Annotated in this window: 12 protein-coding genes and 1 pseudogene; 6 read left to right on the top strand and 7 right to left on the bottom strand. The window is 71.3% G+C overall.

Annotation, left to right across the window (positions count from 1 at the left end; all coding sequences use genetic code 11):
- Window positions 1–11: 11 nt before the first annotated feature.
- A complete protein-coding gene (locus ABT123_RS18030) occupies window positions 12–740 on the bottom strand; it encodes a response regulator transcription factor (RefSeq protein WP_351315079.1) in 729 nt (242 codons plus the stop codon).
- Between the two features lie 453 nt (window positions 741–1,193).
- Here ABT123_RS18030 and ABT123_RS18025 point away from each other — a divergent pair, with 453 nt between their 5' ends.
- Together ABT123_RS18025 and ABT123_RS18020 are read left to right on the top strand one after the other, a co-directional pair.
- Window positions 1,194–1,448, top strand: coding sequence for a sensor histidine kinase (locus ABT123_RS18025; RefSeq protein ID WP_351315077.1), 255 nt, complete (start codon window positions 1,194–1,196; stop codon window positions 1,446–1,448).
- Window positions 1,449–1,459: 11 nt separating this feature from the next.
- Window positions 1,460–2,149 carry a response regulator transcription factor gene (locus ABT123_RS18020; RefSeq protein WP_351315074.1) on the top strand — a complete coding sequence of 230 codons (690 nt, stop codon included), beginning with the start codon at window positions 1,460–1,462 and terminating at the stop codon, window positions 2,147–2,149.
- 129 nt (window positions 2,150–2,278) lie between these two features.
- Here ABT123_RS18020 and ABT123_RS18015 read toward each other — a convergent pair whose 3' ends face one another.
- The 4 genes from ABT123_RS18015 to ABT123_RS18000 form a co-directional block, all read right to left on the bottom strand.
- Entirely contained in the window at window positions 2,279–2,980 is a 702-nt protein-coding gene (locus ABT123_RS18015) for a DUF4232 domain-containing protein (RefSeq protein ID WP_351315072.1), read from the bottom strand.
- Between the two features lie 99 nt (window positions 2,981–3,079).
- Window positions 3,080–3,997 carry a sigma-70 family RNA polymerase sigma factor gene (locus ABT123_RS18010; protein WP_351315069.1) on the bottom strand — a complete coding sequence of 306 codons (918 nt, stop codon included), beginning with the start codon at window positions 3,995–3,997 and terminating at the stop codon, window positions 3,080–3,082.
- Window positions 3,998–4,059: 62 nt separating this feature from the next.
- Complete coding sequence (locus ABT123_RS18005; protein ID WP_351315066.1) at window positions 4,060–4,839, bottom strand: YqjF family protein; 780 nt, start codon at window positions 4,837–4,839, stop codon at window positions 4,060–4,062.
- A gap of 397 nt (window positions 4,840–5,236) precedes the next feature.
- Window positions 5,237–8,041: a helix-turn-helix transcriptional regulator gene (locus ABT123_RS18000; RefSeq protein WP_351315063.1), complete on the bottom strand. Its 2,805-nt coding sequence runs from the start codon at window positions 8,039–8,041 to the stop codon at window positions 5,237–5,239.
- Between the two features lie 548 nt (window positions 8,042–8,589).
- On the opposite strand from ABT123_RS18000, the gene ABT123_RS17995 reads away from it, so the two are divergent.
- From ABT123_RS17995 to ABT123_RS17985, 3 genes and pseudogenes are all read left to right on the top strand, one after another.
- Window positions 8,590–9,915, top strand: a complete 1,326-nt coding sequence (locus tag ABT123_RS17995) for a chymotrypsin family serine protease (protein ID WP_351315061.1) — start codon at window positions 8,590–8,592, stop codon at window positions 9,913–9,915.
- A 97-nt stretch (window positions 9,916–10,012) separates the two neighbouring features.
- Complete coding sequence (locus ABT123_RS17990; RefSeq protein WP_351315059.1) at window positions 10,013–10,525, top strand: hypothetical protein; 513 nt, start codon at window positions 10,013–10,015, stop codon at window positions 10,523–10,525.
- A 133-nt stretch (window positions 10,526–10,658) separates the two neighbouring features.
- Window positions 10,659–10,889 (top strand): annotated as a pseudogene (locus ABT123_RS17985) (MBL fold metallo-hydrolase); the annotation flags it as partial.
- A gap of 75 nt (window positions 10,890–10,964) precedes the next feature.
- Here ABT123_RS17985 and ABT123_RS17980 read toward each other — a convergent pair.
- Complete coding sequence (locus tag ABT123_RS17980) at window positions 10,965–11,504, bottom strand: nucleoside-triphosphatase (RefSeq protein ID WP_351315056.1); 540 nt, start codon at window positions 11,502–11,504, stop codon at window positions 10,965–10,967.
- Window positions 11,505–11,616: 112 nt separating this feature from the next.
- On the opposite strand from ABT123_RS17980, the gene ABT123_RS17975 reads away from it, so the two are divergent.
- Window positions 11,617–12,069, top strand: a complete 453-nt coding sequence (locus ABT123_RS17975; protein WP_351315053.1) for a YbhB/YbcL family Raf kinase inhibitor-like protein — start codon at window positions 11,617–11,619, stop codon at window positions 12,067–12,069.
- Between the two features lie 154 nt (window positions 12,070–12,223).
- Here the strand turns inward: ABT123_RS17975 and ABT123_RS17970 are convergent, their stop codons facing one another.
- On the bottom strand, window positions 12,224–13,174 hold the full coding sequence (locus tag ABT123_RS17970) for a GTP-binding protein (RefSeq protein WP_351315050.1): 951 nt from the start codon (window positions 13,172–13,174) through the stop codon (window positions 12,224–12,226).
- Between the last annotated feature and the right edge of the window lie 2 nt (window positions 13,175–13,176).

The following is a 13,176-nucleotide window of genomic DNA, read 5'->3' as shown; positions in this document are numbered from 1 at the left end:
GTCCACCGCCTTCAGGAGCGGGCGACGGCGAGGTCGGCGAGGCCCGTCTCGTTGGCCACCAGGGCCGCCTGGGTCCGGTTCTCCAGATGGAGCTTGTGGAGCAGCCGCGACACGTACGTCTTCACGCTGGCCCGGGAGAGATGGAGCTCCGCCGCGATCCGGGCGTTCTCCCATCCACGCCCCAGGAGTTGGAGCACCTGTCGCTCGCTCGGGTTCAGGAGCCGGATCCTGCCGTGGTGGGCCGCGAATCGCGGCACGGGGCGGGGGCCGTCCTTGCCTACGAGCCCCAGGAGCACGTCGTCCCCGATCGCGTATCCCCCGACGAGCACGTGCCGCAGTACCGCCTCCAGCAGTTCCGCGTCCAGCGTGCGGGTGACGAAGCCCTGCGCTCCGGCTTCCAAGGCCTCCGCCATGCCGTCGGGGCCGGGGCGCTCGCCGAACAGCACCAGCCGCGGCGGCCTGTCCATCAGGACGCCGAGCCGGTCCGGGCTCAGCCCGACCGACCGGGCCAGATCCATCTCCATGAGGAGGATGTCCGGGGAGGCCGAACGGATGAGCCGATCGACGTCCGTCTCGGATTCGGCCTCGCCGACCACGTCGAACCCGCATTGTCCCGTCAGTAATGTGCGCAGCCCCGTCCTGAAGATCATTTCGCGGTCGGCGACGAGAACCGACGCCCTTTCCCGGGCGTGACCTGGAATGCCGTCGGGAGGCGAGTACTTTACGAAGGTGGTCGTCATAGGAGGGTCTTACCGAGACGTTCCTGTCGGGAGCCGGTGCGGTCTTCGAACAGCCGTCACAGGTCTTCGCTTTCAACGGAATGAAAGCTCTGCCAGTCGAATCGTGGGTCCCGCACGAACGCGAGGACGACGACTCCGACGCGTCGGGCTTCCGCCGGCCCGCCGGCCGGCGGAAGCGGCCGCTCACCCCGATCCTTCCTGCCGGGCCTCGGCACCGCCATGTCCTAAGGCCCTGTTCACGACGGGACCAAAGTCCCGTGAGAGGACGCGGCGGGGGTGCCGTCTCGACGAACGCCGCTTCGAAAAAGGTCGTCTGATGGATAATCAATGTCATCTTTCGGATGCCGAGGATCCTCCTTTGGCCATCTTCGGGTCCCGCCTTCCGCTGCATACGCTGGACGGGAAACCCTGCCGGTCGGATGCCCGACCTTTCCTTCGAGAACAGGCCCACCTGTGAATCAAGGCCCGCCTTTCCCGCACGTCCGGCTGTCCCTGACGTTCGCCCTGAGGACCGTCTCCCTCACCGTCCACAACGGCCGCCCCCTGCAACGACCCGTGTGCGTCGGGGACTCCGGCGGCCTGGGCCTGCGCAGCATGCGCGGCGCTGTCCACGCGGTCGGCGGCAGGCTCGCGGCCGGTCCGTCCGAGGGCGGCGGGTACCGGACCGCAGCCGTGATCGAGCTGCCCGTCGGCAGCGTCACCGAGTAGGGGTGCGTTCCATGACCATTCGCGTCGCGATCGTCGACGACCAGGCCATCATCCGGTCGGGACTGCGCATGATGTTGGAGACGTCGGCCGACTTCGAGGTCGTCGCGGAGGCCGTGGACGGTGCAGACGCCATCGACCGGGCCCGGACCCACGAACCGGACGTCGTGCTGATGGACCTGCGCATGCCGAACGTGGACGGGATCGCCGCCACCCGAAGGCTGCGCGAGCTGGAGCGCCCGCCCAGGGTCTTGGTGTTGAGCAACTACAGTTCGGACGCGCAGGTGCTCGGCGCGCTCGATGCGGGCGCCGACGGTTTCCTCCTCAAGGACCTCAGGACGGAGGAGTTGCTGTCGGCGCTGCGCGTGGTCGTCTCCGGGGGCCGGGTCTTCGCTCCGGACGTGCTGCGGAACCTGGTGCGCCGGGCCGTGCACCGCGTTCCGGACTGGGGCGGCGAGGTCGACGCCAAGGTGGCCGCGCTGAGCGAGAGCGAGTGCAAGGTCCTGGCCCTCCTCGGGCTGGGCATGACCAACGAGCAGATCTCCCGGGAACTCCATCTCGCCGGGGCCAGCGTGAAGACGTACGTCTCGCGGACCCTGGCCAAACTCGGGCTGGAGAACCGCACCCAGGCCGCGGTCCTCGCCTACAAGGTCGGCCTCGGCGGCCCCGTGCCGAGTGAAGTGGCCCCGGACGCGCCGAGGTGAAGACCCTGCGGCAGGTCTTCCGGCCCGGTGCCGCGCCCCGTCACTCGAGGCCGGCCCTCCGCCCCGAGCGGTGGGCGGCCAGGGCCCTGAGGTAGCCGCGAGTTCGGCGACGGCATCGGACCAGCCGGTTCAGGACACTTCGAAGGCGGCGACCCGTACATCCGTGCCGCACACGTTGAAGGACCCCAGCGACCCATCTTCCTTGATCACCTTCACGGTGCGCGCCACGTCCTTGGGCAGCGCGATCTCGACCTTGGACGCCTGCACCGCGCAGACCTCGCGGCCCGACTGGCTGCCGTCGAAGTTCAGGTCGGTGTAGGCCACCCACGCCGTCGCCGTGCCGCCGGCCTTGATGTCGACGGCGTCCGTACCGCTCCCGGAGTTGTCGGTCTCGATGGGAGCGGCCTTGCCCTGGTCGTCCTTGGCCGTCAGTGTGACGACACCGACGAGCGTGCAGGTCTTCTTCGAAATGTTGGTGACCTCGAGGGCAGCCTGAGCCGGTTCCTGGCCGCTGGCGTGATGCCGGCTCTGGACGAACTGGAGTTGCGTGTTCTTGGTCGTGCACGCCGGAGTGCTGCCGCCACTGTCGCCACTGCTGCTGCCACCGGTCTTGCCGGTGTTGCCGCCCGAGGACGACCCTCCTGAGCCGGGCTTCTTCGACGCCGGGTCGGCCGAGGCCGACTCTGCGGGCTTGGAGGCGGTCGGGGACGGGGCGGGCGCGGATGTCCCGGCGGCGGCCTTGCTGTCGTCGCCGCCTCCGCAGCCGGTCAGGACCAGAGCCGACAGGGCGAGGGCTGCCGCCGTGGCGGAGAGACGAGCGCGAGTACGCATGAATTTCCTTCTCTTCGAGTGGACTGTGGACCACACGGGTTGTGGACCGAGGACAGAACGGCTACGCCACGCGGTGCGGTTCAGCCCTTCACGGGATGTTCACGACCGGCCCGGCAGTACCAGTAAGGACCCGCCGTCGCGGAGCACGGCCGCGGGTGCCGGGCGGCGCCGTCCGGAGCGGCGAGGTCGGTCAGGGGATCCCCACGGGCGAGGGCTGCGCCGTCGTGGTGACCGGGCCGCGCCCGTCCTGTTGATGTCCACGGTTCCCCGGGCGGCCGTCGGAGGTGCCAAGACTCCTGCCTGGGACTGGACCTGGACCTGGACCTGGGCCTGGGCCGCGGCCGTGCTGGGCGTGCCGGGGGCGTGCCCCGTCGGCGCGGCGGTGCGCCTGGGCTTCCGCGGAGAGCTGCTTCCGGCCGGGCGGACAGGGCCGGCTGCGGCAGGGCGTCCCGTGTCCCCGCGCCGCTCCAGTACACGACGGATCGCCCGGATCGCATAGTGGTTACGGGACTTGACCGTGCCGGCCGGTGTGCGGAGTTTCGCCGCGGTGTCGGCCACGGAGCGGTCGTTGAGGTGGAGTTCCACCAGGACCTCGCGGTGGTGCGGTTCGAGCTGGTCGAGCGCGTGCGCCACGTCCTGGGCTTCGAGCACGGCGGCGTACGGGTCGTATGGGTCGTACGGGCCGTGTGTGAGGGCTCCGTCGGACAGGGCCTCGTCCGTGACTTCGTGGACCCGGGCGGCGCGTACCCGGAGATGGTCGATCGCGATCCGCCTGGCGACGGTGAACAGCCAGGGGCGGGCGTGCTCCGGTCCTCTGCGCAGAGCGTCGGGGTTCTGCCAGGCACGCAGCAGAGTCTCCTGGAGGATGTCCTCCGCTCTGCCGTGGTCCCCGTTGGTGAGCGGGATCAGCGCACGCAGCAGGTATGGACCGTGCCGCCGGTAGATCTCCGCCAGAGCCTCTTGGCCCATGGTCCGCGGGGCCGGGTCCCCAGCCTCCGTCGTTGTGGGGGTCTCCATCCCCGCCCTTTCGCCCGATGTCGACGTGTGGTGTTGCGCTGTGTCCGCAGCAGGTACGCGGTCTACGGGCGGCACCCCGGCGACGGAACCCGCGCCGTCCTCCCGTCGGGGCGCCCGAAACGGACGGCGACTCCGGGTGAGCACAGGACGCTCACGGGTTCGCCGAGCGGCGACCGCAGCCCCGCCGCTGCCGTGAGGTTCTCGTCGCATTCGAGCAGTTCCGCCCGGTGCAGGGGCCACTGACCGTGCGTGTTCGGGAGGTACCGCCGACGTCCGAAGAAGGTGCTGTGCATGCCCCACCGTGCGGTGAGGAAGTGCTCGAGGGGAGTCGGCTCCTGTATGCGCGCACCGGGGCGGACGGTGATCCGGCTGCGGGCGCCGCGAGGTCCGGGCCAGCGTCTGGCGCTGGTGTACGTGATGGTGCCGGCGCTGTGGCGGACGGCCATCCGGGACCAGAGGTACGGCAGGCGGAAGGCGGCCCGTGCCACGGCCACGGGGATGAGGCGGGAGGCGTCGAGGGAGCGGAAGACGACGCCGCGCCGGCCGTGGGCGTCCACCGAGTAGAGGCGGACGTTGGTCTCCGGGAAGCTGCCCAGATAGGGCATGCCGGGGAGGCGGAACCATCCGACGCGGTGCATGCGGAAAGGCACCAGACCGACGTACGTGGCCCCCTCGAACGTGTCCGGCACGGTGCCGGCCGGCAGCAGGTGGGCCACGTCCGCCGGGTCGACGGCCCAGTGCAGGAAGGTCAGGTCGAGCCATGACTGGGTGAGCAGCGGGCGCTCGGTGGAGCCGGGCGGGACAGGGGTGATCGGTTCGGGGGCGGACGGCACGGCGGACATCGGGGTGGCGTTCTCCTTCAGCTTCGTCGGCCTGTGGGGGGACCAGGGGCGGCCGACCGGCCCTGCGGACGGCCTCGGCATCCCGGAGCCTGGTCGGCGACGGGCGTCCGGACCGGCCGAGGCCGCTGGTCCTCCTACATGTACCCGCGGCCGTCGGCGGAATCATCCGCAGCACTGGTGCGTGTTCGGCGGTCGGGCACCCCAAACATCCGCCACGGCTCGGCCGGAACATCTGCCACGGCGCAGCCGGGAGGGGCGATCCGGCCCGGCATTGCGGCGGTGGCGCGGCGGCTGGGCGATGGCGGATGTTTCGTCGCCGCGCCCTACCGAGACTGGAAGGAGGGTACGGACTGGAGGGAGGGTACGGACTGGAGGGAGGGGTGGGGCGGGTGTCGGCTCAGCCGCGCGGCCGAGGCAGCCGGGCCGCGATCTCGAAGCGGGAAGGGGCCCCGGTCTTCGCGAGGATGTTGGACACATGGGTCTGGACGGTGCGGTGACTGGTGAACATGCGGGCCGCGATGTCCACGTTCGACAGTCCGTCACCGAGCAGGTCGGCCACCCGTCGCTCCGTGGGGGTCAGCGCCTGCCAGCCGGACTTCGGCCGGTCCCGGCGGCCCCGCACCCCGCGGCGGACACCGAGGGCGCGCAGCCGGGCCTCGGCGCGGCTGATGTCCCAGACGGCGCCCGGTACACCGTAGGCGCGAGCCGCCTCCTCCAGGCAGTCGCGGCTCTCGCCAGTACGAGAGGCCCGTGCGTGCAGGACAGCGGCCTCCTCCCACGCCACCGCCTCGCAGATGACCCGCCCGGCCTGCTGGTAGTGGCGCGCCGCCGCGATCAGCTGCTCGATGTCGCCCTGCGCGACACCGCGGCACAGGGCGACCGCGGCGAGTGCGCTGGGCGCGGTCGTACGGTGCCGCGCGACCTGCTCGATCGACCGTACGAGTTCCCGGAACTCCGCGGTGCGCTCGGCGACCGACGCCAGGCGGGCCAGCTCGGGGATGAGCGGATGCGTGAAGTTGGCGCGGATCGCGGAGTGCTCGGACCAGGCCGTGGCGAGCCGGTCGAACGCGGCCCGGGCATCGCCTTCGGCCTCCAGGACCAGGGCGTGGGCCACCGCCCGGTTGAAGGCATAGCGAGGCTGCCCGAGCAGACGTCCTGGCACATGGGCGTAGCGACTGGGGGCGGCGCCCCGGCGCAGCGTGATGATGTCCCCGAAGTCCTCAAGACCGGGCTGCAGCAGGAGGGGGTCGTCGAGGCGGCGGGCCGTCTGGACGTCGGCGAGGGCGTCGTCCCAGCGGCCGTCGAGGTAACGGATGGCGGCTCTGCCCGAGTGGTACCAGGGCAGGAACATGGCGCGGCCGTTCTCGCTCTCGCGCATGCCGAGGCCGAGGTCCAGGTCTCCGTCCTCGAAGAGGTCGAGTTCCATGCGGGTGAAGCCGCGGATCAGGTAGGGCGGCAGCCCGTATTCCGCGGCGAGCTCCGCGTCGCCGAACACGTCCGCGGGCAGTTCGGCGAGCAGGTCGAGAGCCTCCTGGTAGCTGCCGCCCTGCGCCATCGCGGTGGCCCGGGTGAACTGGCCGAGGACGACAGCCCGGGGCTCCCCGCCGCGCCGGCCGGCTTCGACGGCCCGCGCGCCCCACTCCAGGGCTCCGGCGTCGTCGGTCAGCCAGAACCGGCACAGGGCGGTCAGGCCCGCCAGCCTTCCGTGCAGCGGGTCGTGCCCACCGTGCTCGGCGAGCGCCGCCCCGCAGGCGTCGATGGCGTCCTGCAACCGTCCCTGTTCGTAGCAGAGCTGTGCGACGCTCAGCGCCAGTTCGGCGTCCTCGGTGTCGCGGCTCACCATCCGTCGCAGCATCTCCTCGGCTTCCGCGAGCCGCCCGTCCGCCCACAGGGCCCGGGCGAGGGCACGGTCGATCCGCTGGTCCGCGTCGGCGCCGGGCCCGGCGTGGGCGCGAGCCCTGGACAGCAGAACGATGGCCATCTCCGGTGCCCGCCGGGCCAGTTGGGATCCGGCCTCGAGCAGCCAGCGGACCGCCTCCCCGTCCAGCCGGTCGGCCAGCATCAACTGCTCGCTGACCCGTTCCACCCCGGCGCCGGCCATGGCGAGGGCCTTGGCCGCGTCCAGGCGCAGAGCGCCGACCAAGGGCGCCGGGAGTCCTTCGGCGCAGGCTTGGCGGATCAGCTCGTGGTGGAAGCGGAAGGCGGCGCCTTCGCAGACCAGGAGGCCGGCGGCGAGCGCCTCCTGAACCGGTGCGAGCAGCTCTGTGGTGCGCATCCCCACGACCGCGGACAGCTCCGCGATCTCGAAGCCCGAGCCGAGGAGCGACGCGAGGGCCAGCACGCTCCGGGTCCGCTCCGGCAGGGAGCCCACCCGGATGCTCAACACGTCGACCAGGGAGCCCGCCACGGCCCGGCCCCCCGCGCGTGCCGTGCTGCCGACACTCCGCTCGTCACTCTCCTCGTCACTCTTCTCGTCACCCCCTTCGCCGAGGATGGCGATCAGCTGGGTGAGGAAGAGCGGGTGCCCGCCCGCCGATCGCAAGGTCTCCAGGTGTTCGGAGGGGGCGTCGGCGCCGAGCCGGGCCTGGGCGAGTTCCGCCACGGCCTCGTCCGACAGGAGACCCAGCGTGATGTCGGCGGCCGGGCGCCCGGGTGCGCTGAAGGCGGCGTCGAGCGCGGTCGCCTGCTCGCCGGGGCGGGTGGCGATCACGAGCAGCAGGGGCAGTCCCACCGTGCTCACGGCGCGCGCCAGGGCCCGGGTGCTCGCTGTGTCCATCCACTGTGCGTCGTCGACGATGAGGGCCACGGGGCCGGCCACGCACCAGGTGTCCAGGCACTCCGCCAGCGCGTCGGCCATCGAGAACGCGTAGTCCTCGGCCTTCCAGGGGGAGGTGGCAAGGCCCGCGAGCAGGTCCCTGATCCGTGCGGGTACGGACGCTGCGGCCCCGGGGTCCCACGCCCCGAGGCACTCGCCGAGGAGGGCGAACGGCACGTCGCGCTCCAGCTCGCGCGCGCAGCCGGTCACCACCCGCATGCCCGCGGCGGCGCAGTCCTCGGCGAAGGCCTCCAGCAGGGCCGACTTCCCGATCCCGGGCTCGCCCCGGACCAGGGCCACCTGCTCCCGACCTTCCCGGGCGAGCCCGGCTTTCTGCTGCAACCAGGCCATTTCGGGACACCGTCCGACCAATCGCGTGCCGGTCATGGCGGCTCCACCCCCGTCTTCCCATCCGTTCACCTCGGATGATGCCGTACGGGTCCACGGGTCGACCGGTGCCGGTGACGCCGAGGAAGCGGCAGGGCCCGCCGCCCGGACCGACACCCCGGGCCAACTCCCCGACAGGCAGCGAGCCCTCGGCTTCCGGTGCGGAAGGCTCTGTTCCGAGCCCGCCACGCGGCGGCGTGATGAAGAACTCACCCGGAAGGCGCGCGGTTGACGAGGTCGGGTCAGCGAGGCCCTGGCCTTCCACGTCGCTCCTTGCCGGTCGGGGCGGGCCTGGCCCGGGCGGCTCTCATCTCTCGATCCGTGCAAGCCTGCGGCCTGCGCAGATCCCGCTATGCACTTCGCCCCGCCGCATGACGACGCTGCGAAGCGGCCAGGCTCGCACGCGCTGACGGTCGGTCGGGGATGTGTCGGCCAGCCGTGGTGGCCGGAAAAAAACCGGCGGATGTGAACGCGTATTCGATGTAGCGTGCCGCAGGATCACGTCGGGGGGCGTCGTTCTCCTCGGCACGTGCTGACCGGGAGGACATGTGAAACGCAGACTCGTACCCGTAGCACTCGGAGCGGTCGCGCTGACGCTCTTGTTGGGGATCACCCCCAGCACTGCCGCACCTCAGTCCGACGGCCCCACGCCCTCACCATCCGGGCAGAAGACGGCCGCCCCGTACACGGCCCTCGACCGCTCCGCCTGGACCGTGAAGCCCGGACCACTTCCCGCCGGGCTCGATGCCACGTCCCCGGCCGACGATGTCATACCCGTCGTCGCGGAACGCCTCTACGAGTTGGGGGCGGCCCGCGGATTCGCCCGTCAGGAAACCGACTACCGGGGCCGGGCGATCACCGTCCTGTGGAAGGGCACCCCCCCGGCCGACGTCACCGCCTACGCCGACAGTCGCCCCTACGGCGTCACGGTCACGGTCCGCACCGGGGCGAAGTATTCCCGCGCCGAAGCCGAAGCCGCCCGTACGCGGCTGCTCAACCACCCCGCCGCTACGCACCTCGGCATCACCTGGAGCGAGCTGAACGCCGACGGCAGCGGCGTCACGGTGGGTGTCGCCACCCGTACCCGGACCGCCGTCGACCCCCTGCCCGAGCTGCGCAACGCCGCCCGCATCCCGGACGTCGCGCTGAAACTCGGCGTCGAGAGGGTCGCCGGAGACGCCCTGCTCTCCCGGGGCAACGACGCCCCGCCGTGGAAGGGCGGCATCCGCACCGTCCACGGCGGCAGCCTGTGTTCCACCGGTTTCGCCGTGCTGGCCGGGTCCACGGGAAAGCTCCTCAGCGCGAGCCACTGTGACCGCTCCGGAAACCTGGCAGTGCGGGACGGGGCCGGGCAGACCATCGCCCCCGGCGGGACGTCCGTCGCGACGATCGACAGCATCGACTCGATGCTGATCGATCCGTCCACCTCGCCCGCCACCACGCCGCGCATCTTCCGCGGGAGCCACTCTTCCACCTCCACATCGCTGGTGAAGAGCTGGTATTCCAACTGGCCGGGCGACCCGGTGTGCTCCTCGGGTGCCAGCACGGGCGAGCACTGCGGCACCGTCTATGACGACTCCGACGTCTACGTGGACGAGAACGGGGTGAGGGTCGGCGTCGTCCAGGTGGCGGCCCCGGCCGGCAAGATCATGGGCGGCCAGGGCGACAGCGGCGGCCCGATGTTCAAGACGGTGTCCGGCGGCGTGCAGGCCCGGGGAATCCTCATCAGCGCGGACATCACGGCGGGCCCCATGACCTCCTCGTGCGGTTCCGTGGCCCCCGACGCCTCGGGCATCAAGTGCTCGCGTTGGGTCAACTACGTGCCGATCAGCACCATCCTGAACACATGGGGCGTGTCGCTGGAAACCGGCTGACACGCGGCCGTGCCGCCGTACGGAACCCGTGCGGCGGCACGACCGTCCCACCTTCGAGCGCACACCAGTCGTGCGCCTGGCGAACGGACGGGATGCGATGACAGGTCAGCTCGACATACGGACGAGTAGGACACTGCACCGTGGCGTAGCGGCCGTGGCGGGAATACTGCTGCTGGCGGGGGTCACCGGCTGCGGGTCGCTCACCGACGAACCTACCGCGGACCGGACACCGAAGGCGGCCCCCGTCAACGGGAAAACGACCGGTACGGCCAAGAACCCCGAAACGCCGCCCCGGATGATCCTCCGCGGAAAGGACGACCCCACGGCCGGCTTGCAGGGGCTCCTCCCGGGAACGCTGGTGGTCACGGATGAGAACTGCATAGCCGTGAAGTCGGAAACCGACGGAGGAACCGTTGCCCTCAACTGGGGGTACGGATGGACGGCCCGGGTCGAGGACGGCAAGGCTGTCGTCTACGACGCGGGCGGAAAGGCCTTCGCGAGAGAGGGCGACAAGGTGAGCCTGGGCGGAGGGACGTCCTCCCGGTTCGCTGACCATCCGTGCGCCGGACGCAGCATGTTCGCAGTCAACAACGCACCCACCGACAAGTAGAGCCGCCACGCACTGAGGCCCGCCCCCCTTACGGATGCTGTTGGTCGATTCGGGCCCTGAGCGCTTTGCCCCGTCGTCATACGGCGGGGCGAAGTGCTTCCCGGGGCTGGCGGCGGCGACACCGTGTGCGTGCCACTGGGGCACCTTCAACCTCTCCCTCCACGCCTGGGCGGAGCCGGGGGAGTGGACGGTCGACGCTGCCGAGGAGGTCGGCCAGCCGGTGGCCGTCCCGCGTCCCGGCGAGCCCTTCGAGCCTGCCGGTTCCCTTCCGACTGTTCCGTTGTGGCGTCCGATCTCGCGCCCCATCGCCCACCCGTGGCGTTGCCCGTACCGTCCGCCAGCGGGCGCCTCGTGTAGTCGTGCGCACACGGATCGTGCACCTCTCGAGCGGCGCGACACCAGGCGATCACCTCGATCCAGGCGATTCATGAAGGCGGCCTTACGCGCGTCCTGGTCCCCGCAGCCTGGCCGCGAGTTCCACGGGCAGGGCGTCTCGGTTTGCCGGGGTGAGGTGGATGACCTCGGTGTCGGCGCGCTGCTTGAGGGCGTCGGTGAACGGATCGCGGTGCGCGTGGACCGTGGCCACGACGTCGATGTCTGCGGCGAACAGGGTGATGACCACGTCCCGGAACGTATCGCACGCCAGTTCCATGCGTCCCAGCTCGTCGATGAGCACCAGCCGCCCCGTCGCCTCCCCGGTGGCTGCAGGCCGTAGCGACGGCAGCGCCAGCCGTTCCATGACATCCAGGTCGACGCCGTACCTCCCCACTCGCGGTGGACCGGGGAGGTCGACATGGGCGAGCACCTCCCGCCGGCCTGCCAGGGTTTCCAGGACGAAGCCGACTCGGTGGCCGGACTGTCGGATCTCCCCTGTGGTGAAGCCGGTGGCCGCGCGGGCGGGCAGCAGCGCGGCCAGCCGGCGGAGTGCGGTCGTCTTGCCCGAGCCGGGGCGGCCTTCGAGCAGGATCCTTGTAGGCACACTTCCATGGTCACCCCAGGCTCCCGGCGGCGGGCCGCGCGGGCTCGGCCGTACGGGGGTTTTGGCGTGCGGACCGGTGCCGGCGCCGCCGTCCGCGGGTATGGCGGCGCGCATGAGCAGAATTGACCTCAGCAGCACCGCGTTCGACGACAAGACGGTGATCCCCCGCCGGTACAGCGGGGAGGGGGAGAACATCTCACCGCCCCTGACCTGGTCGGGGGTGCCCGACGGAGCCACGGAGCTGGTGCTCCTGTGCGAGGACCCCGACGCGCCGGGGCCGACGTTCCTGCACTGGTTGGTGACCGGCATCGATCCGGGGACGACCGGGGTGGCGGAGGACCAGAAGCCCCGGGGCGGCCTGCCCTGGCCCAATGGCTTCGGGCGCATGGGCTGGGGCGGGCCCATGCCTCCACCGGGGCACGGGCCGCACCGGTACTTCTTCCACTTGTACGCCCTGTCCGAGCCGCTGCCGCTGCACGACCGCCCGGGCGTCGAGGACGTACACCGTGCCCTGAAGGGCAGGGAGCTGGCCTCCGGAACTTTGGTCGGGACCTACGAGCGCTGAGTGCGTCACCGCTGCTCGTAGCGCCCTTCTGCTCGGGACCAGCGCGCTTGGCCGCACCGGGCCACTTCGACGGCTGCAGTGAGCCGCCCGACCGTTTCATGCGGGAGCCGGGATGGGCGGTGCCGTGGCTGCGACCACCGCCCACCCCGGAGATTCAGGCCGCCTCGGAAACCGAGTGCGGATGTTCGTGCTCGCAGGCGTCGTCGATTCCGTACGTCTCCCATGCAGGGAATTCGTCCTCGGCGGGTACGGGCTCGCCCGGGTCGAGCAGGCAGGCTTCGAGGGCTGCCCGGAGGGCGTCATGGCGCAGCCCGGTGCCGATGAAGACGAGTTCCTGGCCCTGGGTGGTGTCCGGGCCGAGCGCGCCCGAGGGTTCGAAACGGGCCACCGAGCCGGCCTGTGACCACAGACCGGTGACCCGGGGGCGGCTGGCGAGCCGGAAGAAGCCCTTGGAGCGCAGAATCCGGCCGAAGGTGCCGCTGTCGAGGCCCTTGGTGACGAAGGTCCACAGGCGGCCGGGGTGGAAGGCTCGGTCGGAGCGGAAGACGAGGGAGGAGATGCCATACTCCTCCGTTTCCGGCACGTGGTCCCCGTTGAGCTCCTTGACCCAGCCGGGGGCCTGCTGGGCCCGTTCGACGTCAAACAGGCCCGTACCCAGCACCTGCTGGAGCGCCACTCGTCCGCGTACCGCCGGCACGATCCGGGCCTCGGGGTTGAGGCGGGTGAGCGTGGCGCGCAGGCGTGCCGCCTGGTTCGGTCCGACCAGGTCGAGCTTGTTGAGGACGATGACATCCGCGAACTCGATCTGGTCCATGAGCAGGTCGCTGACAGTGCGTTCGTCGTCCTCGTACGGGGCGAGTCCGCGCGCGGCGAGCTCGTCGCCACCCGCGAGCTCCGGCAGGAAGTTCGCCGCGTCGACGACCGTGACCATGGTGTCGAGGCGGGCCAGATCGCCGAGGGTTGCGCCGTCGTCGCGGGGGAACGAGAACGTCGCAGCGACCGGCATGGGTTCCGAGATGCCGCTGGACTCGATGAGCAGGGTGGTCTTTCCCGCGCCGAGGAACCCGGACAGGACGGTCACGGGCAGTCGGTCGTACGTCGTCACGG

This window comes from Streptomyces sp. NPDC002054 (assembly GCF_040296685.1).
Classification (GTDB): Bacteria; Actinomycetota; Actinomycetes; order Streptomycetales; family Streptomycetaceae; genus Streptomyces.
Note: the sequence above shows the minus strand (reverse complement) of the source record. Positions and strands in the feature narration are given on the sequence as shown.

Bases quoted from the DNA above. Each gene is read 5' to 3' on its own strand.
- ABT123_RS18030 (WP_351315079.1), bottom strand. From the start codon at position 740: ATGACGACCACCTTCGTAAAGTACTCGCCTCCCGACGGCATTCCAGGT.
- ABT123_RS18020 (WP_351315074.1), top strand. From the start codon at position 1,460: ATGACCATTCGCGTCGCGATCGTCGACGACCAGGCCATCATCCGGTCG.
- ABT123_RS18015 (WP_351315072.1), bottom strand. From the start codon at position 2,980: ATGCGTACTCGCGCTCGTCTCTCCGCCACGGCGGCAGCCCTCGCCCTG.
- ABT123_RS18010 (WP_351315069.1), bottom strand. From the start codon at position 3,997: ATGGAGACCCCCACAACGACGGAGGCTGGGGACCCGGCCCCGCGGACC.
- ABT123_RS18005 (WP_351315066.1), bottom strand. From the start codon at position 4,839: ATGTCCGCCGTGCCGTCCGCCCCCGAACCGATCACCCCTGTCCCGCCC.
- ABT123_RS18000 (WP_351315063.1), bottom strand. From the start codon at position 8,041: ATGACCGGCACGCGATTGGTCGGACGGTGTCCCGAAATGGCCTGGTTG.
- ABT123_RS17990 (WP_351315059.1), top strand. From the start codon at position 10,013: ATGACAGGTCAGCTCGACATACGGACGAGTAGGACACTGCACCGTGGC.
- ABT123_RS17975 (WP_351315053.1), top strand. From the start codon at position 11,617: ATGAGCAGAATTGACCTCAGCAGCACCGCGTTCGACGACAAGACGGTG.